The 20329-nt window shown below is 46.3% G+C and carries 22 protein-coding genes; 14 read left to right on the plus strand and 8 right to left on the minus strand.

What is annotated here, in order from left to right:
• Positions 1-21: 21 nt before the first annotated feature.
• The 3 genes from ACOGW3_RS07680 to rsmA are packed head-to-tail and all read left to right on the plus strand — an operon-like array spanning position 22 to position 3169.
• Positions 22-1287, plus strand: coding sequence for a peptidylprolyl isomerase (locus tag ACOGW3_RS07680; RefSeq protein ID WP_419902421.1), 1266 nt, complete (start codon positions 22-24; stop codon positions 1285-1287).
• Positions 1287-2303, plus strand: coding sequence for a 4-hydroxythreonine-4-phosphate dehydrogenase PdxA (gene pdxA / locus ACOGW3_RS07685; protein ID WP_419902422.1), 1017 nt, complete (start codon positions 1287-1289; stop codon positions 2301-2303). The genes ACOGW3_RS07680 and pdxA overlap by 1 nt, the downstream gene beginning before the upstream one ends.
• A 5-nt stretch (positions 2304-2308) precedes the next feature.
• Positions 2309-3169 carry a 16S rRNA (adenine(1518)-N(6)/adenine(1519)-N(6))-dimethyltransferase RsmA gene (gene rsmA, locus ACOGW3_RS07690; RefSeq protein WP_419902423.1) on the plus strand — a complete coding sequence of 287 codons (861 nt, stop codon included), beginning with the start codon at positions 2309-2311 and terminating at the stop codon, positions 3167-3169.
• 38 nt (positions 3170-3207) lie between these two features.
• On the opposite strand, the gene gmk is transcribed toward rsmA, so the two are convergent.
• Together gmk and ACOGW3_RS07700 are read right to left on the minus strand one after the other, a co-directional pair.
• Positions 3208-3852 (minus strand): guanylate kinase, encoded by a 645-nt coding sequence (gmk, locus tag ACOGW3_RS07695; protein ID WP_419902424.1) that lies wholly within the window; start codon positions 3850-3852, stop codon positions 3208-3210.
• Between the two features lie 4 nt (positions 3853-3856).
• Positions 3857-4750: a YicC/YloC family endoribonuclease gene (locus tag ACOGW3_RS07700; RefSeq protein ID WP_419902425.1), complete on the minus strand. Its 894-nt coding sequence runs from the start codon at positions 4748-4750 to the stop codon at positions 3857-3859.
• A 118-nt stretch (positions 4751-4868) separates the two neighbouring features.
• On the opposite strand from ACOGW3_RS07700, the gene ACOGW3_RS07705 reads away from it, so the two are divergent.
• Positions 4869-5630: an SDR family NAD(P)-dependent oxidoreductase gene (locus ACOGW3_RS07705; RefSeq protein ID WP_419902426.1), complete on the plus strand. Its 762-nt coding sequence runs from the start codon at positions 4869-4871 to the stop codon at positions 5628-5630.
• Positions 5631-5722: 92 nt separating this feature from the next.
• Here ACOGW3_RS07705 and infA read toward each other — a convergent pair whose 3' ends face one another.
• The 6 genes from infA to fabD form a co-directional block, all read right to left on the minus strand.
• Complete coding sequence (infA, locus tag ACOGW3_RS07710) at positions 5723-5941, minus strand: translation initiation factor IF-1 (RefSeq protein ID WP_046507661.1); 219 nt, start codon at positions 5939-5941, stop codon at positions 5723-5725.
• Between the two features lie 187 nt (positions 5942-6128).
• Positions 6129-7130, minus strand: coding sequence for an endolytic transglycosylase MltG (mltG, locus tag ACOGW3_RS07715; RefSeq protein WP_419902427.1), 1002 nt, complete (start codon positions 7128-7130; stop codon positions 6129-6131).
• Positions 7131-7141: 11 nt separating this feature from the next.
• Positions 7142-8404: a beta-ketoacyl-ACP synthase II gene (gene fabF / locus ACOGW3_RS07720; protein ID WP_419902428.1), complete on the minus strand. Its 1263-nt coding sequence runs from the start codon at positions 8402-8404 to the stop codon at positions 7142-7144.
• A 71-nt stretch (positions 8405-8475) separates the two neighbouring features.
• Complete coding sequence (locus ACOGW3_RS07725) at positions 8476-8712, minus strand: acyl carrier protein (RefSeq protein WP_380254852.1); 237 nt, start codon at positions 8710-8712, stop codon at positions 8476-8478.
• Positions 8713-8897: 185 nt separating this feature from the next.
• Complete coding sequence (gene fabG, locus ACOGW3_RS07730; protein WP_419902429.1) at positions 8898-9638, minus strand: 3-oxoacyl-[acyl-carrier-protein] reductase; 741 nt, start codon at positions 9636-9638, stop codon at positions 8898-8900.
• An 83-nt stretch (positions 9639-9721) separates the two neighbouring features.
• On the minus strand, positions 9722-10663 hold the full coding sequence (gene fabD / locus ACOGW3_RS07735; RefSeq protein WP_419902430.1) for an ACP S-malonyltransferase: 942 nt from the start codon (positions 10661-10663) through the stop codon (positions 9722-9724).
• Positions 10664-11058: 395 nt separating this feature from the next.
• Between fabD and rpsF the strand changes: the two genes are divergently transcribed.
• The 10 genes from rpsF (at position 11059) to ACOGW3_RS07785 (ending at position 20323) form a co-directional block, all read left to right on the plus strand.
• The gene (gene rpsF / locus ACOGW3_RS07740) at positions 11059-11538 is read left to right on the plus strand and encodes a 30S ribosomal protein S6 (RefSeq protein ID WP_419902431.1); all 480 of its coding nucleotides are present in this window, start codon (positions 11059-11061) and stop codon (positions 11536-11538) included.
• 11 nt (positions 11539-11549) lie between these two features.
• A complete protein-coding gene (rpsR, locus tag ACOGW3_RS07745) occupies positions 11550-11807 on the plus strand; it encodes a 30S ribosomal protein S18 (protein ID WP_419902432.1) in 258 nt (85 codons plus the stop codon).
• Positions 11808-11822: 15 nt separating this feature from the next.
• Positions 11823-12392, plus strand: a complete 570-nt coding sequence (gene rplI / locus ACOGW3_RS07750; RefSeq protein WP_419902433.1) for a 50S ribosomal protein L9 — start codon at positions 11823-11825, stop codon at positions 12390-12392.
• Between the two features lie 197 nt (positions 12393-12589).
• Positions 12590-14113, plus strand: a complete 1524-nt coding sequence (locus ACOGW3_RS07755) for a replicative DNA helicase (protein ID WP_419902434.1) — start codon at positions 12590-12592, stop codon at positions 14111-14113.
• A 177-nt stretch (positions 14114-14290) separates the two neighbouring features.
• Positions 14291-15064: an MlaE family ABC transporter permease gene (locus tag ACOGW3_RS07760; RefSeq protein ID WP_419902435.1), complete on the plus strand. Its 774-nt coding sequence runs from the start codon at positions 14291-14293 to the stop codon at positions 15062-15064.
• Positions 15061-15873, plus strand: a complete 813-nt coding sequence (locus tag ACOGW3_RS07765; RefSeq protein WP_419902436.1) for an ABC transporter ATP-binding protein — start codon at positions 15061-15063, stop codon at positions 15871-15873. The genes ACOGW3_RS07760 and ACOGW3_RS07765 overlap by 4 nt, the downstream gene beginning before the upstream one ends.
• Before the next feature lie 98 nt (positions 15874-15971).
• The gene (gene radA, locus ACOGW3_RS07770; RefSeq protein WP_419902437.1) at positions 15972-17384 is read left to right on the plus strand and encodes a DNA repair protein RadA; all 1413 of its coding nucleotides are present in this window, start codon (positions 15972-15974) and stop codon (positions 17382-17384) included.
• 22 nt (positions 17385-17406) lie between these two features.
• Positions 17407-18096 carry a CvpA family protein gene (locus ACOGW3_RS07775; protein ID WP_419902438.1) on the plus strand — a complete coding sequence of 230 codons (690 nt, stop codon included), beginning with the start codon at positions 17407-17409 and terminating at the stop codon, positions 18094-18096.
• A 34-nt stretch (positions 18097-18130) separates the two neighbouring features.
• Entirely contained in the window at positions 18131-19588 is a 1458-nt protein-coding gene (purF, locus tag ACOGW3_RS07780; protein WP_419902439.1) for an amidophosphoribosyltransferase, read from the plus strand.
• A gap of 12 nt (positions 19589-19600) precedes the next feature.
• Positions 19601-20323, plus strand: a complete 723-nt coding sequence (locus tag ACOGW3_RS07785; RefSeq protein WP_419902440.1) for an SDR family NAD(P)-dependent oxidoreductase — start codon at positions 19601-19603, stop codon at positions 20321-20323.
• Positions 20324-20329 lie beyond the last annotated feature (6 nt).

Consider the following 20329-nt stretch of genomic DNA (forward strand, 5'->3'; position numbering starts at 1 on the left):
CGTCACTGTAGTAATGCCTTAATGGATAAGGAAATAGATACTCAAATGAAACACTTGCTTATCACTTCTATGTTGAGTGTCACATTGCTTTTTGGAGCTCCTTCCCTGGCACAAGATGTTTTGAGACCTGCTGCCGTTGTAAATGATGATATTATTTCTTTGCTTGATGTCACCCAACGTACTCAGTTGGCTATTATCTCAGCTCAAAGAAAAAACACTCCTGAAATACGGAAGCGCATGTTGCGCCAAGTTGTTCGAACCTTAATAGATGAAAGGCTTAAGGTCCAAGAGGCTGAACGCCTTAACATCACCATCTCAGATAAGCAGGTTCAAGCAGCCCTGGCTGGCGTTGCTAGTCAAAACAAAATGTCTTCGGAACAATTGCTTGAAGGTTTACGGAAGAAAGGCATTCTTCCGAATACATTATTTGACCAATTTAGAGCCGATTTGGCCTGGCGTGCAGTTGTGAGTAGGAGCCTACGTTCATCGGTCAATATCTCTGAGGCTGAAATTGAAGAAGTCGTGGCTAAAATTAATGCTGAAGGTTCTGGTACTCAAAAAAGAATATTTGAAATTTTTCTTGGAGTTGATACTGCATCAGAAGAATCAAAAATTAGGCAACAAGCCAATGATGTTGTCGCGACGATAAAAAATGGCGGCCGCTTTTCTGCTATCGCCCGACAGGTTTCCCAATCAAATAGTGCCGGCCTTGGAGGAGATCTTGGCTGGCTACAAACGGGACAAATGTCTCCTGAACTTCAAACTGCCGTCGCAGGAGCTTCCACAGGAAGTCTGGTGGGACCTATTCGAACAACTAGAGGGTTTTACATCCTTCTTGTTCAAGACGAAAGATCATCCAAGAGCGAACAAAAGGTACATCTAAAACAGTTTCTTTTTTCCTTACCGGCCAACTCAAATTTCGAGCAATCTCAAAAAGTTCAATCCCGAGCGGCTGATGCTAAAAGAAAGTATGATGGTTGCAGCACTATGGACCAACTTGCAGAAAAGCTTGGAGATGAAGGGTCTGGTGATCTTGGCACCATAAACACGAGTGACTTACCGCAAACAACCCGTGACGCAATAAGCCAGGTCAAAGTTGGTGATACAACCCAAGCCATTCAAGTTTCTGGTGGCATTGCCATTATTGCAGTCTGCGATCGTCAAGAAAGTGGTGGGGTTGATAAACTGGCAATTCAACAAAAACTGACAAATGATCGCCTGGACACATTGGCACGCCGGTACCTTCTCGATTTAAGACGTAGTTCAAACGTGGATATACGTCTGTGATGAAACATCCCCCTGCCCGTCCTCCTCTGGCTATTACAATGGGGGAACCTGCGGGTATAGGGGGTGAATTATCTCTAAAGGCATGGAAAGAGCGTCACAAAGGCCCTTCCCCTTTTTTTGTCGTCGATAGTTTAAAACGACTGAGAACCCTTTCAAATTCCTTGTCATTAAATATTCCGGTAGAAAGTATTTCATCACCTTCACAGGCTATTGATTGCTTCAGTTCCGCTCTCCCAGTTATAGAACAAGAGCTCGTCGAAGAAGTCATACCTGGAGAAGCTAACTCCCTAAATGGCGCTTCTGTCTTAGCCTCAATTGAACGATCTGTTTCTTTTGTTCAATCAGGGCAGGCCTCAGCCATCGTGACCAACCCGATAAACAAGGCTGTTCTTTATGACAGCGGATTTAAACACCCTGGTCATACAGAATATTTAGCTGATCTCGGTGGAAGCAATACGGCGTCGATAATGATGCTCGCTTGTAAGATGCTAAGAGTAGTCCCAGTAACCATTCATCTCTCTCTACAGGATGCGATAAAAACCCTGAATGAGGATTTGATTGTACACACGATACGCACAACAAATTCTGCATTAAAAAATGACTTCGGTATTCAAGAGCCTCGAATAGCTATTGCAGGCCTCAACCCCCATGCCGGAGAAAACGGTGCTATGGGGCGAGAAGAGATCGAGTTGATCGCACCTACCCTGGAAAAGCTCCGCAATGAGGGCATTAACCTGACGGGCCCACTTCCAGCTGATACAATGTTTCATGCCCGAGCACGTGAACAGTATGACGTGGCTGTTTGCATGTATCATGATCAGGCATTGATACCGATCAAAACCCTTGATTTCGATGGCGGAGTAAACATAACCCTAGGGCTTCCCTTTATCAGAACCTCTCCTGACCATGGTACCGCTTTTAACATTGCAGGTCAGGGAATTGCCAACCCAAGCAGTTTTATTGCTGCCATTGATATGGCTACTGATATGGTCGCCAAACGCACACAAAAACAATAGAAAACATGACAATGTCATCTGACAATCTCCCCCCATTACGTGAAGTGATTTCGCAATACGATCTCGCGGCAAAAAAATCTCTTGGTCAAAATTTTTTACTCGATCTAAATCTGACATCCCGTATTGCACGTAGTGGTGGCCCTTTAGATCAAGGAACTATTTTTGAAGTTGGTCCCGGCCCAGGAGGATTAACCCGCGGTTTACTCATGGAGGGTGCGAACCATGTCATTGCCCTCGAAAAAGATCAGAGATGTATTAAGGCACTAGAAGACGTCACAAGAGCGTACGATGGAAAATTAGAGGTCTTGGACCAAGATGCTCTAAAAGCGGATTTGACCCAGTTGGGGGCAGCTCCTAGACGGGTGGTAGCTAACTTACCATATAATATTTCGACTGTTTTACTTTTAAATTGGCTAAAACAACTCGCGGCAGATCCCACTGCCTTTGCGAGCTTGACCCTGATGTTTCAAAAAGAAGTCGTCGACCGTCTTACCGCCAAGCCGAGAACAAAAAGTTATGGTAGATTAACCATCATGACACAATGGCTTTGCGAAACGTCTGCACTTTTTGACATCCCCCCCCGCGCTTTCATTCCGCCTCCAAAAATCACCTCAACAGTCGCACGGCTAGAACCACGCCAGAAACCATTGGCAGAGGCTGATGTTTACGATCTTGAAAAGGTAACCGAATCTGCATTTGGGCAAAGGCGTAAAATGCTGAGGCAGAGTCTAAAAAATCTCGGAGTAGACACTGCTCAACTCATAACCCTTGCAAACGTCAAGGAAACAGCACGTGCAGAAGAGCTCTCTATTGAAGAATTTTGCGCTCTTGCAAGGGCCTATAACTCGTTGAAGCAGAACTCCTGATTAGCCTAAATTGCTGCACATTATCTACACCAGATTATTTACGCTTGCCTTAAGTTCCGAACGAAATCGTCTAGTCCAGGTCTCCGATCTCGTTTAAGGCGCTCAGAACGCAATATGGCCTGAACGTCCTCAACTGATTTTTCAACATTTTCATTTATGATAATGTAGTCGTATTCGGCCCAATGGCTCATTTCATCTGCAGCTTTGGACATACGTCCTTTCACAACCTCTTCACTATCTTGAGCTCTGGCATAAAGACGACGCTCAAGTTCTTTTAAAGAGGGAGGAAGTATAAATACCCTTACAATATCATTTGCAGCTCTCGCAGCGACCTGTTGAGTGCCCTGCCAATCGATATCAAACAATACATCCTGACCGCCACTCAAGCCCTTTTCGACGGGCTCCCGAGGAGTACCATATTTGTTATCAAAAACAGTGGCATATTCAAGCATGTCCCCGCGTTCAACCATTTCGTCGAACTCTTTAACACTCACAAAATAATAGTCTTTACCGTGAACTTCTCCGGGCCGCTTTCTTCTTGTCGTAGCAGAGACAGATAGTGTCAGCTCGTTTTCTTTATCTAGTAGAATTCTTGATATGGTTGTTTTTCCCGCTCCAGACGGAGAGGACAATACCAACATCAAACCACGACGTTTAATAGGATTACTCGAAGTCTTTTTCATCTTATCATTCAACATTTTGAATTTGTTCGCGGAGTTGTTCGATCGTTGCCTTTAGCTCAATACCAATCCTCGTCATCTCTACATCAGAAGACTTGGAACAAAGTGTATTCGCTTCACGGTTAAATTCCTGACAAAGAAAGTCTAGGCGTCGTCCACAAGGGCCACCTTCAGAAAGAAGATCTCTTGCGGCAGCAACATGGGCAGTAAGACGATCCAGCTCTTCACGAATATCCGCTTTGGTAACAAGAATGGCAATTTCCTGAGCTAAGCGTTCTTCAGGAACAGGACTTCCATCTTTTAAAAGATCGGACATCTGCCTCTTGAAGCGTTCGTGTAAAGCTGCTGGTTGGGTTGCCGCGAGCTCCGATGCTTTTTCTTGTAGAGTCTCGATATCACTTAACTGGCTTTGAGCAATTTCTCCGAGCCGACTTCCTTCTTGAAGCCGCATTTCAGCCATCTGCTTTATCGCTTCACCTAAGCTAACATTAATCAATTCCATGCGTTTTTCTTGGTCGGCAACCGTTTCTTCTTCCTCTACAAGCTCAAGAACTCCTCGTAAGTTGAGAATACCATCTATGGAGGGAGCGACAGCATCGAGTTCATTACCAATACGGGTTGCTAAAGGAATAACCTGCTGAAGGATATCTTCATTAACCTGAAGCTTTACTGATTTTTGTTTATTATCAATCACCAGATTGACGTGAAAATTTCCACGCTTAAAGCTTTTCGCGAGTTCAGAGCGTACTTTGGCATCCAGGGATTCAAACCCACTGGGTACTCGGCATCGTGCATCAAGATTTTTGCCATTCACACTTTTGAGTTCCCAGGACCATGTCGTCCCAGCATATTCTCCTTCGGATCGGGCAAACCCCGTCATACTCGCAATAGCCTTAGCCATAAATAGTTCCTCGATAAAATATTTGAAACGTTAATTACTCAGCCAAATAGTTTGCATTCTTCTAGAGCTGCATTATTTTCATATGGCTTATACTCAATCCATACGAGACCCTGCAAGAATGACTGAACCAAATACAATATTTATTACGGGTGCTTCCAGCGGCATAGGGGCTGCACTGGCAGAATCTTATGCGGCTTTTGGTAAAAAACTCTTCCTTGCAGGCAGAAATAATAATCGTCTCAATGATATTGCCACAAAATGTGAAAAACTTGGAGCAGATGTTCACAGGATAATTCTAGATGTAAAAGATCCATTGCTTTGCGCACAGGCCATAGAACAAGCAAACGCAATACGGCCTCTGGATTTGGTGATAGCGAATGCCGGTATTTCTGGAGGAACAGGGAGTTCAGGAGAAACAGATAACCAGGTCAGAGAGATCATGGATATCAATATTCATGGTGTTCTCAACACTGTACTTCCGGCAATCGACGTTATGAGATCTAACGGAGGGGGACAAATCGCGATTATGTCGTCCCTAGCCTCTTTCAAAGGGTTACCAAGTGCCCCAGCTTATTGTGCAAGTAAAGCAGCTGTCAGAGCGTGGGGAGAAGGCCTAAGAGGGGACTTAAAGAAAGATAACATCAAAGTTTCCGTCATCACTCCTGGTTTTGTAAAAAGCGGCATTACAGCCGTCAATAAATTCCCGATGCCCTTTTTAATGGAAGGGAAAAAAGCTGCACAAATTATCAAATATGGCTTGAGACGGAACAAAGCCCGAATTTCATTTCCAAAGCCAATGTATCTCGCTGTCTTATTCTTTTCAGCACTTCCCCTCTACCTGTCGGAAATGATCTCGGACCAACTTCCCAAGAAAAGCTGAACATAAGCCAAACTAGAAGCACAAAATGCGCGTTTCATCACAAGACAAAACGCGCAACTGTATTTTATCTTCCTACAAAGTAGAAAGAATTCTTATTTGTGACGGAAGGTAATCCGACCCTTAGTTAAATCATAAGGGGTCATTTCAACGTCAACTTTGTCGCCAACCATGGTACGGATGCGGAATTTACGCATTTTCCCACCAGTATGAGCAATAATCTCGTGTCCATTTTCAAGCTCTACCCGGAACATTGCATTCGGGAGCTTTTCAATAACAGTACCACTAAACTCAAGGAGTTCTTCTTTAGCCATTCAATCTTGCCTTTTTCTACCGCATTCTTGCGTTGCGCAAAACTACCCAACATCTGCAAAAGGTCAAGCCATCATCGACTCTTAGAGCCAAATCAGAGAAAGAAATTAAAGACCAGTGCCTTTTTAGGTAGATTACATCCATTCTAGCTTTAAAGTTTTATGAAATTGATAACAAATGAGGGAATTATTATTTCATTTTCACAGAACGCCACAAACGAACATTCTTGTTATGCTCTTTTAAGTTCTTTGCAAAGGAATGTCCGCCCTTACCATTAGCCACAAAATACAAAAACTTTGTTTTATCTGGCTGTGTAACAGCTTCTAAAGCAGAGCGACCAACATTGGTGATCGGTCCCGGCGGAAGCCGGTCTATGGTATAGGTATTGTATGGGGTTGGCGTTTTAAGATCTTTTCGAGACAAACTTCGCCCTAGAGGGGCCTGGCCCATGGTAATTCCATAAGAAACTGTCGGATCTGATTGTAGTCGCATCTTCTTATTTAGGCGATTTATAAACACGCCGGCAACTAGAGGCCTTTCAGAGGCAATACCCGTTTCTTTTTCGACAATAGATGCCAAAACCAAGGCTTCTTCCATGGATTTCAAAGGCAGGCCTTTTTGCCTATTCAGCCAAAGTTCGTTCAAATTTTCATTAAGAGCTTTTTGCATCCGGTCGACGATAGATTGCCGTGTCCCACTTCTTTCGTATTGATACGTTTCAGGAAGCAGGCTGCCCTCTTTAGGAATTATTGAAATCTCACCAGAGAGGTTGGGGTCACTGCGTAAAATATCGATTATTTCACGGGAGGTTTTACCTTCGGGAATCGTGATCGAGTAACTGACGACCTTCCCTTCTTCCAAAATTTTAATAACGGCATCCATAGAGGCCGTTGCTGGAAAAAGAAATTCGCCCGCCTTAAGGTTTCTTGCCCGCTTTGTATAGCGTGCGCCTAATTGAAATATGAGAATATCACTAATGACCCCTTCATTTTTCAAAAGGGTCGCAATTTTCTCCAGACCAGCGCCACGAGGTATGACCACCGTTGCATCACTTTTAAGGGGGCCTGGTGCAATAAACGTCTGCTGAGCATAATAAAGAACGATGCTTGCCATCATAAAAATAAAGACAATACAAAGCGAGACCCACCTTAAAAAAGAGGGCCTCTTTGATACTTTATTTTCTTCAGTCACGACTGAAAGAATTAATTAAATGCTTTTAGCACAAGGCTAGCATTCGTACCGCCAAAGCCAAATGAGTTGGAAAGCGCCATATCGATCTTCCGCTCTTGAGCTTCCAAAGGCACAAGGTTGATACCCTGACAAGATTCAGAAGGATTTTCGAGATTCAACGTCGGAGGAACAACACCTTCTTTGATAGCCTTAACAGAGAAGATCGCTTCAACCGCACCAGCGGCTCCAAGCAAGTGCCCAATTGCAGACTTCGTTGAAGACATGCAAAGCTCCTCATTACCGCCAAACAAACGCTTAACCGCACCAAACTCTATTTCATCGCCAAGAGGTGTAGAAGTACCATGCGCGTTAATGTAATCGACATCTTCGGCATTAACACCAGCGCGTTTCAGCGCAGCAGACATCGCACGGAAGCCACCATTTCCATCAGAAGGAGGGGCCGTTATGTGATGAGCATCTCCAGAGAGGCCATATCCAACGACTTCACCATAGATGGTCGCACCACGTGCTTTTGCATGTTCTAGCTCTTCGAGTACGACAACACCCGCGCCTTCGCCCATAACAAAACCATCACGGCCCTCATCCCAAGGGCGAGAACCTTCTTGTGGCGAATCATTATAGCCAGTGGATAGTGCACGAGAAGCACAGAAGCCTGCAATCCCGAGTCGGCACGCTGCGGCTTCGGCACCACCCGCAATCATCACATCAGCATCATCAAACTGAATCAGCCGAGCAGCATCACCAATTGCGTGAGCGCCAGTTGAACAAGCTGTGACGACAGAGTGATTAGGACCTTTAAATCCATAGCGGATTGAAACGTGTCCTGAAATTAGATTGATAAGAGACGAAGGAATAAAAAATGGTGATAATTTTCGAGGCCCCTTTTCCTCAATCATCAAAGCACCATTTGCGATGGTCTGAAGACCACCAATGCCAGAACCGATCATCACACCAGTTCGGAATAAGCTCTCTTCATCTTCAGGTTTCCACCCAGAATCTTCAATCGCTTGCTGAGCAGCTGTGATCCCGTAAACGATAAACGGATCAAGCTTACGGCGGTCTTTTGCTGCGACATGATCGTCAGGATTAAAGTATCCCTCAGAAGTTTCACCCAGAGGAATCTGTCCCGCGATCTGACATGGAAGATCCGAAGTTTCGAAACCTGTGATTTTGCCTAAACCTGATTCACCGTTGATGATGCGTGACCAAATGTGATCAACACCACAACCAAGTGGGGATACCATACCGAGACCGGTGATTACTACACGACGCATGATTTGGGAATGTCTCTATCTATTAAATACTAAAACGCCGGGAAAAACCCGGCGTTATAATAGGAAAACAATTAGATGTTTTCAGAAATGAAATCGACAGCATTTTGAACTGTAGCGATTTTTTCTGCAGCATCGTCAGGAATTTCACAACCGAACTCTTCTTCGAACGCCATAACGAGTTCGACAGTGTCCAGGCTGTCAGCGCCAAGATCGTCGATGAAGCTTGCAGCTTCCACAACTTTGGCTTCTTCAACACCGAGGTGTTCAACTACAATTTTCTTTACGCGATCAGCGACATCGTTGCTCATAAAACTTAGCCCTTAACTATTTATCGCCTTTCGGCGGTGTTACTAACGACCCTGCGGCCAGAATTTCTATATCATACCCTGCTTTCGCAGAGAAGCGCCGCCTCTTAACATACTTTTCAGCAGCTTGCCAACGCTCTATATCCATATATTTCATAAAGCTTCAAAGCGTGGGGGTCAATTACAGATTATATCATGGCCATTCCGCCGTTCACATGCAAGGTCTGGCCTGTCACGTAAGCAGCTTCGTTACTAGAAAGATAGGTCACTGAAGCTGCAATATCTTCAGGTGTACCTAATTTTCCGCAAGGTATTCCGCTCAAAAGATTCTCTTTAAGATCATCATTTAGAACATCTGTCATCGGAGTTTCGATAAATCCAGGAGCAACACAATTGACAGTTATTCCCCGAGACGCAACTTCTTGAGCCAGAGACTTACTCATACCAATCAACCCGGCTTTAGAAGCCGCATAATTGGTTTGTCCTGCATTACCGGTCGTTCCAACCACGGAAGTAATACCAATAATACGTCCCCAACGCCGTTTCATCATACCGCGCAAACAGGCTTTTGATAACCGAAAGCTTGCGGTCAAATTAACGGCTAGAACAGTGTCCCAGTCTTCATCTTTCAAACGCATTGCGAGATTATCTCGTGTCAATCCGGCATTGTTTACCAGAATATCCAACTGCCCCATTGCTTCATCAGCACGCTTGATAAGATCAGCAGGCGCGTCAGGATCTGAAAGATTTGCAGGAAGCACATGAACCCGCTCTCCCCCGAGGTCGGCGGCAACTTTTTCCAATGCCTCAACTCGTGTACCAGAAAGCCCAACAACAGCTCCCTGATCGTGCAAAGCTTTTGCAATTGCATTGCCTATACCGCCAGAAGCACCGGTTACCAGTGCCGCCTTGCCAGTAAGATCAAACATATTTTACTCCTAGGAAATATATTTCGTGCACAAGGCTACATAATTTTGCATATGAGACCAAGCACGTTAAAAACAAGTTCTACTTAGAAACTTTTAAGTAATTCTTCTATTTCGGCAGAGCTACCTGCATTCGCTGATGTAAGCTCGCGATCAATCCTACGGACCAAACCACTTAAAACTTTACCAGCACCAAGCTCGACGAGCTGTTCAATGCCCTGGCTTTTCATAAACTCGACAGATTCGCGCCAACGCACAACACCTGTTACCTGTTCAACCAATAGATTACGAATCGTTTCAGGATCAGTCACAACATCTGCTGCGACATTACAAATGACTGGGACAGATGGCGCCTGGAGTGTCACGCCAGCCAGAGCTTCAGCCATGGCATCAGCAGCTGGAGCCATCAAAGAACAATGAAACGGTGCAGACACAGGTAATAAGACAGCGCGTTTGGCGCCTTTGGCTTTGGCTATATCCAGAGCTCGTTCAACGGCTCCTTTGTGACCACTAATAACAACTTGGCCAGGGGCATTGTCATTCGCAGCAGAGCACACTTCACCCTGAGCAGCCTCTTCAGCAACTGCTTTGGCTGCATCGAAATCAAGACCTAGGAGAGCAGCCATAGCACCCTCACCGACAGGAACAGCCTGTTGCATGGACTGACCGCGTAACTTTAATAGCCTCGCAGCATCAGAAAGTTCTAAAGAACCTACCGCAGTTAGAGCAGAATACTCCCCGAGTGAGTGTCCTGCGACGAACGCGGCATGATCTCCGAGTGAAATATTGCCTTCACTTTGAAGCACACGGACAACAGCCATACTTACCGCCATCAATGCTGGCTGGGCATTCTCGGTTAGTGTTAGCTCTTCAATAGGACCTTCGAACATAAGCGTTGAAAGCTTTTGCCCAAGGGCATCATTCACCTCTTCAAAGACCTCACGGGCAACAGGAAATGCTTCGGCCAGTTCCTGCCCCATGCCAACAACCTGAGAACCTTGCCCAGGAAAGACAAATGCGCGTTTCATAATATAATCTCCTCCACGAACGTCTGATGTCTTTAAATAAGGAAGGACATTGCCCCCCCTTCTTCTGAATACTCAAAAGTTGATATCATTATGACTTCAGAACGTATTGCTATCTGCGCCCAGAGATACCGCTCCCAAGTTAAATATGCAACGAAACAGAACTGTATTTATAACGCAGCATATGAAATACAGCTTATTCCGGGAATGTTTTCCTTAATAATCAAGTAGATAGAAACACCCAAAAGCATGGTACTTGACCCCAGCGTCAGGATCGCTATATTCCGCACGTTAATCCGCACTAAATCAACTCCTTGCTGGTGACCTCTAGCGGAAGACAAGGACACCAGCTCCGGGTTCAGGTTTGCCCTGTTCCCCTAAAGCCGTGAGGAGTAACTATGGCTTTTTATGAATGCGTATATATCGCTCGTCAGGACATCTCGTCCTCTCAAGTCGATACACTAACTGAGCAGTTCACTGCTATTATCACCGAAAACGGTGGTTCTGTTACTAAGACCGAATACTGGGGTCTACGTAACATGGCCTATCGCGTTAAGAAAAACCGCAAAGGTCACTACGTTCTTCTTAACATCGATGCTCCTTCTGCAGCGGTCCAGGAAATGGAACGCGTTATGCGCTTGAACGACGATGTTCTTCGTACACTGACTATTAAAGTTGACGTACTTGAAGAAGAGCCTTCCGTAGTCATGCAAAACCGTGGCAGCCGTGATGAACGCGGTGGTCGTGGTGGTCGTGGTGGTCGTGGTGGTCGTGATGACCGCGGCGGTCGTGATGGTGGTCGTGGTCGTGATGACCGCGGTGGTCGTCCTCCTCGTGAAGGTGGCGATCGTGCACCTCGTGAAGCAACAGCTAGCTAAGGAAGAGCAACATGGCCGTTCAAATCGTTAGCCAGGGCGTTGGTTCTCGTCGCCCATTCAATCGTCGCCGTAAAAGCTGCCCGTTCTCTGGCGCTAATGCACCAAAGATCGATTATAAAGACACACGTCTTTTGCAGCGTTTCATTTCAGAGCGCGGTAAAATTGTTCCAAGTCGTATAACAGCAGTTTCTGCTAAGAAACAGCGCGAGCTTGCAAAAGCTATCAAACGCGCTCGCTTCCTAGCTCTGTTGCCATACCTGATCGGATAAGAAGGAGATCGTATCATGCAAGTCGTCCTTCTAGAACGCATCGAAAAGCTTGGCCAAATGGGTGAAGTAGTTACGGTTAAGCCGGGCTACGCACGTAACTTCCTGCTTCCAAAGCAGAAAGCTATGCGCGCCACCAAAGCCAACCTTGAACACTTCGAAAATCAGCGTGCTCAGCTCGAAGCAGATAACCTCCAACGTCGTGAAGAAGCTGTAAAAGTTTCTTCTTCACTCGAAGGTCTGACTGTTTCTCTGATCCGTCAAGCTGGTGATTCCGGACAACTTTACGGTTCCGTTAACACACGCGACGTCGCTGAATCAGTTACTGAAGCTGGTGTTACAATCACCCGCTCTCAGGTTGTTCTCGACAAAGTCATCAAAACACTTGGTCTGCACGACGTAAAAATCGTTCTTCACCCTGAAGTTACTGTTGGCATCGTTGTTAACACAGCACGTTCAGCTGAAGAAGCTGAACAACAATTACGTTCTGGTTCTGTTGCCTCTTCTCACGATGAAGTTGCAGAAGAAGAAGTAGTTGAAGAAGCTGCTGAAGAAGTTGTTGAGGCAGAAGGCGAAAGCGAAGAGTAATCTTCTCTTTTCACTCTGAGAGACTTTATGAAACGGCACCCTTTTGGGTGCCGTTTTCATTTTTATGCCGCAGATCTATTCTGTACTTCTGTCCCCTGACAAGATACATTCCCCTACCCTTAGTACGTTTTGTTCCGTGATCGGTGCAGTGCGGTATTTAAGCTTGGCATAGACTAACAATTTAAGACCAGAGGCCCATGGAAGATCACGCGATCCCACATTATGATTCAGATATTCCTTTTGATGATGGACCTGAATTGCGCTCACCCCCACATAATTATGAGGTAGAGCAAGCCCTGCTGGGTGCCTTATTGGCGAACAACAAGGCATATGAACGGATCTCTGATTTCTTATTACCAGTTCACTTTGCAGACCCCGCGCACTCCGAGATTTACCTCGCCTGTAAAACTTTGATTGAGCGCGGGCAACTTGCCAATGCGACAACCCTTAAAAATTATTTTACCAGTAGCGGCAACCTCGACGAATTAGGCGGTACGAGTTACCTAGCAGAACTGCAAAGCAACATCGTTACAATCATTAATGCTTCTGAATACGGCAAGATCATCCACGATCTTTATATCAGAAGAGAGTTGATCGATCTTGGTGAAGAAGTTGTAAACAACGCACACACACATGAGCTTGATCTCTCAGCTACTCAACAAATCGAAGGTGCCGAACAAAAGCTGTATCGACTTGCAGAAGTTGGGCAAACAGAAGGCGGGTTTACATCCTTTGCTGATGCTCTTTCCGAATCTATCGATTTCATAAACGTCGCAATGAAACAAGGTGACGGCCTTGCTGGTGTATCCAGTGGGTTGCGTGATGTTGATAAGCTCCTCGGTGGTTTTCACCACTCGGATTTGATCATTCTTGCAGCCCGACCTTCTATGGGTAAAACGGCCTTTGTTACCAATATTGCCTTCAACATCGCCCAAACAAAAAAGCCGGGGCATTCTGCTGACGGAGAAGAAGCTGAAATCCCAATGTCTGTGGCTTTTTTCTCCCTAGAGATGTCCGCAGATCAGCTAGCAAGCAGGATCTTGTCTTCTGCTGCGGAAATGCCATCGCACCTAATGCGCAGAGGTGAGTTATCTGAAGATCAATTCGAACATGTATTCCAGGTCAGCCGGGCCCTTTCAGAATACAAACTCTTTATCGATGACACACCGAACCTTACAGTTCCAGGGCTTCGCAATCGGGTCAGACGATTAAAAAGACAACACGGCCTCGACATGATTATCGTTGACTATCTTCAGCTAATGTCCGGGGCTCCGGGTGGCAATAGTGATAGTCGTGTTCAGGAAGTTTCGGAAATTTCCCGTGGCCTCAAGGGTATTGCGAAGGAAATGAACGTTCCCGTCATTGCCTTGTCACAACTTTCTCGACAAACCGAGCAACGTGAAGATAAGCGGCCTCAGCTTTCAGATCTTCGCGAATCCGGATCAATTGAGCAAGATGCCGACGTGGTGCTTTTCCTCTACCGAGATGAGTACTACATCGCACGTGAAAAGCCTGGTCAGGGAGCCGACGATTCTACTGATCGGTTCCACGAAAAGTTGGCAAACCACGAAGCACGCCTGGATCAAGCTCGGAACAAAGCGGAAATGATTATTGGTAAACAACGTCACGGTCCTATTGGAACCGTCGAGCTTCACTTTAACGGCGAGTTCACCAAATTCTCTGATCTCGCCGAAGAAGATCATATGCCCGAAAGTTATTAAATGATGGCAATTACCTTCAGATTTAGACCCCAGATTGACGCTACAGGTCGCCTTGGGTATTGTGCTTCCACTCTGCGATTAAAATGTTCACCAACACGGTAATTGCTAACTGTTATTTTCCAGCGTTTCAGCCTTGTTCATCCAACATCCAATCAAGACAATTAGACGGTAACCTGTATGCCACTTCTACAACCCCTCGGTCGGCTTATCCTCACATTTTTTGAGATTGTTGGACGCCTGTCAGTTTTCGCATCAACTTCGATTTCGCATTGTTTTCGCCCACCTTTCTACCCCAGGCTCATCCTTAAACAGATGATCGAGGTCGGATACTATTCCCTTCCAGTTGTCGGCCTTACAGCTATATTTACCGGGATGGTTCTTGCCCTACAGAGCTATACGGGCTTTGCACGCTTTTCTGCCGAAAGTGCCATACCCAATGTCGTTATCGTTTCAATCACTCGTGAACTCGGCCCTGTTCTAGCTGGCCTAATGGTCGCAGGACGCGTCGGCGCAGCAATGGCTGCTGAGATCGGGACCATGCGCGTTACAGAGCAAATTGACGCGCTTTACACCCTTGCGACAAATCCTTTTAAATACTTGATCGCCCCAAGGGTTATCGCCGGGGTTTTGACCTTACCAATTCTTGTACTCGTTGCGGATACAATTGGCGTCTTCGGCGGATATCTGGTCTCTGTCCACAAACTCGGTTTTAACCCTGCAACTTACCTAAAAAACACCATCGATTTCATGCAATATCTCGATGTCGTATCTGGGTTGGTGAAAGCGGCAGCCTTTGGTTTTATCATTACTTTGATGGGCTGTTATCACGGTTTCAATTCTAAAGGTGGTGCACAGGGTGTTGGTTCTGCAACAACGAATGCAGTTGTTTCTGCATCGATCCTTATTCTCACCTTTAACTACATTATCACTGAGCTGTTTTTCGCCATATGACCAATCAGTCAGAAGTAAACAACAAAGCAGTTAGAATCAAAATTCGGGGGCTCACCAAAGCCTTCGGTAAAAAGGTTGTGCTTAACAATCTGGATTTGGATATTTACGAAGGCGAATCCCTTGTCGTAATTGGGGGATCGGGTACGGGAAAGTCCGTTCTGTTGAAATGTATCCTTGGATTGCTCAGCCCCGATTCCGGTAGTATTCAAATTGACGGCCAGGAAATTGTCGGGCTCAACGGTAGTGTTATGGAAGGCGTACGTCGAAAGTTTGGTATGCTATTCCAATACGCGGCGTTATTTGATTCTCTGACCATATGGGAAAACGTCGCCTTTGGGTTGATGCAAGCACACGGCGTGCCCAAGGATGAAGCCCATAAAATAGCCATTGAAAAACTTTCAGAAGTCGGTCTGGGCGAACGCTTTGCCACAAAAAATCCTGCTGAACTTTCTAGCGGTATGAAAAAGCGGGTCGGCTTAGCCAGAGCTATTGCAACTAGCCCAGAAACACTGTTTTTCGATGAACCCACCACAGGCCTCGATCCTGTCATGGGCGATGTCATTGATCGTCTGATTGTACAATCCGTCAAAGAGCTCGGGGCAACTGCTTTAACGATCACCCACGATATGGATTCTGCGAAACGCATATCAGATCGCATTGCGATGCTCTATGAAGGCAAGATTGCATGGGTCGGCCCAACGGCAGACCTTGAGACAACAGACAATCCCTACATCCACCAGTTCATAAACGGATTGCTGGAAGGACCAATCAAAATCAGTGTCGCAGATTCTGATCGCGCTGCTGAATAAAACAGCTAAAAAAAAACCGCCATAATACGCAGAACACAAACTTGAACAAATCAAGAACATCTGTTAAATCATGACTTTGAACAATAGGGAGACCGACCTTGGCACGCGCTGTTACTCGCTATGTCTGCCAGTCATGTGGCGCTGATTACGTCAAGTGGAGCGGAAAGTGCGACGCTTGTGGAGAATGGAACTCTATCGCTGAAGAAGCCAGTTCCGCATCTCCTGTACCCGGAGGCCTTTCAAAAAAGAACGTCCGAAAGGGAAAACAGGTTGAGTTCGTTAGCTTGGAGGGCAGTAGCAAACCCGTACCCCGCATGGTCAGCAATAACACAGAGTTCGATCGGGTATGCGGGGGGGGACTTGTCCCAGGCTCTGCCGTATTGATCGGTGGTGATCCCGGCATTGGAAAATCCACACTTCTCACTCAAATCCTAGCCGCTCTTACCACGAATGCGGGGACCAGATGCGTATACATTTCCGGAGAGGAAGCCATAGATCAGGTTCGTCTCCGAGCCCGGCGCCTAGGTCTAAAGGGAGATGATTTTCTTCTCGCTTCCGCGACCTCAGTTCGCGATATTGCCACCACACTAGATGACAACAACGCCCCTCAGGTCGTCGTCATTGATTCTATACAAACCATGTTTGTTGATAGCCTCGATTCTGCACCAGGTACCGTCTCCCAAGTAAGAGCTTCCGCACAAGAATTAATACAGCTCGCTAAAAATAGAGGCTTTAGCCTCCTACTGGTTGGTCATGTAACCAAAGAAGGCGTTATTGCCGGTCCAAAGGTTCTTGAACATATGGTCGATACCGTCCTTACCTTTGAGGGTGAACGTGGACACCATTTCCGAATTTTACGTGCAGTGAAAAACCGCTTTGGCCCCACAGACGAAATCGGCGTCTTTGAAATGTCAGAACAGGGCCTTGAGCAGGTCTCGAACCCCTCAGCCCTATTTCTTGCCGAACGTCGGGGTAACGTCACAGGGGCAGCCGTTTTTGCGGGCCTAGAGGGAACACGTCCCGTTTTGGTAGAGATCCAGGCTTTGGTCTCTCCTTCACAGCAAGCAAACCCACGCCGGGCAGTCGTCGGATGGGATTCGGGAAGACTTGCCATGATTCTCGCCGTACTGGAAGCTCGTTGCGGGTTGGTTCTGGCTGGGAATGAGGTATATTTAAATGTCGCCGGGGGGTTGCGAATTGGCGAACCTGCCGCTGATATGGCCGTAGCAGCTGCTTTAGTATCGGCAGCAATGGATATTCCTGTGCCCGAAGATACTGTAGTGTTTGGAGAAATTGGCCTTTCGGGTGAAATTAGAGCCGTTAATCAATCGGAAAGCCGCCTCAAGGAAGCAACTAAGCTTGGCTTTAAAAATGCAATAATTCCGCCAATTCGTGTAAAGAAGAATTGTAATCAGATCACTTCGGGGTTAGATACAAGACAGATTGAACATTTGCAGGACCTTGTTGCACTGTTTGCGGCAAGATCAGTTAAGAAAGCTGCAAGTAACTAACCGACAAAAGCGTTAGGCATTGATGGAAAACTTACCCATCTCACTCTTGGATGTCGCCGTAATTGGCATCATTATCGTCTCAGGCCTTTTTGCCCTGTTTCGTGGATTTGTACATGAGGTCCTGTCCGTTGCCTCATGGATCGGTGCAGGCTTTGTTACACTGTGGGGGTTTCACCCCTTACTTCCCCACGTTCAACAATTTATCAATATACCTTTCGTGGCGGAACTCGCCACGGGGTTTGCTTTATTCGTTGTTACCCTTGGTCTACTGATGGTTCTCATTAGATCGATTTGCAGGCATGTTCGGGAAAGTACTTTCGGTCCGTTAGATAGATCACTTGGGTTCTTATTTGGGCTTCTGCGCGGTGGTATCATAGTCTGCATTGCCTGGATTGCTTTATTTGTATTTCTCATGCCCCAAGATGAAGGTTGGCCCGTAGACGTCGAGCGCGCGAAGACGCGCCCCGCTATACAGCAAGGCTCTGCCATTTTGGTAAAACTTCTACCAAGGAAGTTTCATAACGAAACAATTACAAAAGTTCTCGCACAGGCAGAAGCTGCGAGACAGGCTTATAACGCAAGCCAAACATACCAAAATCTTATAAGCCCAGAATCAAAAGCGCTCACCGAAGAAGGTGGTGATTCCGGATACAACGATACTATGCGCACACAAATGCAAAAAACCATCGAAGCCGTAAGCGGTAGCGAATAATGGTTCCCAGTCTGAGTTCAGGAAAGCGAAAGCCATGACACTCGAAGATCTTCATGATGATGATAAACTCCACGAAGAATGCGGCGTCTACGCCGTACACGGCCACAAAGGCGCAGCAGCACTCGTTACGCTAGGACTGCATGCCCTTCAACATCGGGGCCAGGAAGCAGCTGGTATCATCAGCTATGACGGTGAAGAGTTTTATAATCACCGCGCCCTTGGATTGGTTGGTGATAACTTCTCCTCACAGGAAGTAATCGAACGTCTCAAAGGACATTCATCCATTGGGCATACTCGGTATTCCACAACCGGAGAAACAGCTCTCAGAAACGTACAACCACTATTTGCTGACCTGCACGAAGGTGGCTTTGCTCTTTGCCACAATGGGAACCTCACCAACTCTCAAAAAATCCGTGATCAACTCGTCATGCGGGGATCTATTTTCCAATCCACGATGGATACGGAAGTCATTCTTCACCTTGTTGCTACCTCTATCCAAGACACGATCGTTGGTAAGGTTATTGATGCGATCCAGAGAATCCAAGGTGCCTATGCACTCCTTTGCATGACCAAAGAAGGTGTCATAGCAGTTAGAGATCCGAACGGCATTCGCCCTCTGGTCCTTGGCAAGTTTGAAGATGGTTATGTTGTTGCCTCTGAAACCTGTGCCCTTGATATCATTGGCGCAGAGTTTATTCGCGATGTTGAGCCAGGTGAGCTTATCGTCATCACAGATAAAGGGGTTGAATCAATGCGCCCCTTCCCGCCGACACCGCAACAAACCTGTATTTTTGAGTACATTTATTTTGCGCGCCCTGACTCTTTCATCGACGGTGTTAGTGTTTATGAAGCCAGAAAGAATATCGGTAAAGAGCTCGCTATCGAAAATCATGTAGAGTCCGATGTCGTCGTTCCCGTGCCTGATTCTGGGGTGCCAGCTGCAATCGGATACTCTCAGGAATCTGGGGTCCCATTTGAGCTCGGCATTATCCGTAATCACTATGTGGGAAGAACCTTCATCGAACCAAGTCAGCAAATTCGTAATCTTGGGGTCAAGCTCAAGCACAACGCAAATAAGGCTGTCCTTGAAGGTAAGCGTGTCATTCTTGTTGACGACTCACTTGTTCGCGGTACGACCTCTCTCAAAATTGTAGAAATGGTCCGCGCTGCCGGGGCAAAAGAAGTTCATATGCGAATTGCATCCCCCCCCATTGGCTATCCATATTTTTACGGTATCGACATTTCTAAATCCAAAGAACTCCTTGCTGCGCAAATGAATTTGGAAGAAATGACCAAATACATTGGTGTCGATAGCCTGGCATTCCTTTCTATCGACGGAATGTACCGTGCCATGGGTCTTGAAGGACGTAACAACGAACTTCCGCAATATTGTGATTCGCCCTTTACCGGATTTTATCCAACTCAGATTGATGATTATCAAGAAGACGTCACCGAAATTCCTGAGTTTATGAAATCCAAAAAAGCCGGCTAGAGAGATCCAGAAATGACCGAGATAAAAACTGGCCGCCTAGAAGGGCGCCTTGCTCTTATAACCGGGGCATCCCGCGGCATAGGTAGAGCCGTTGCAAAAAGGTTTGCATCAGAAGGCGCTCAGCTGTTGCTCATGGCACGGACTGTTGGCGCCCTTGAAGAACTCGACGATGAAATCCGTGCTGATGGGGGAAAAAACCCCATCCTTATACCTCATGACCTAAAAGATATGGATGGCCTCGACCAGCTAGGTGCCTCCCTGTTTGATCGTTATGGAAAACTGGATATCCTCGTTGGAAATGCGGGATCACTCGGTCCTCTTTCTCCAATTGGACATATCAAACCCAAAATTTGGCAAGAAGCTTTCGATATCAACGTAACAGCAAACTATCGATTGATACGCAGCCTGGATCCCCTGTTAAAAAAATCAGACGCAGGCCGCGCTATATTCGTGACTACGGGCTCAACACCAAAAGCTTACTGGAGCCTCTACAAGGCCTCTAAAGCGGCGTTATCGACTATGGTGCAATGTTATGCCAGCGAACTAGAGAAAACCAACGTACGGGCTAATCTGATCTCTCCTGGCCCCATTAGAACGACCATGAGAGAAAAAGCATTCCCAGGTGAAGACCCGATGACTATCCGGGCTCCAGAGGAAATCACAGATAGCTTTGTTGAACTTGCATCGGCTGATTGTGATATCAACGGTCAAATCATCGATATTCGAGAAGATTGATCTTCC

The organism is Kiloniella sp. (assembly GCF_965205715.1).
Lineage (GTDB): Bacteria > Pseudomonadota > Alphaproteobacteria > Kiloniellales > Kiloniellaceae > Kiloniella.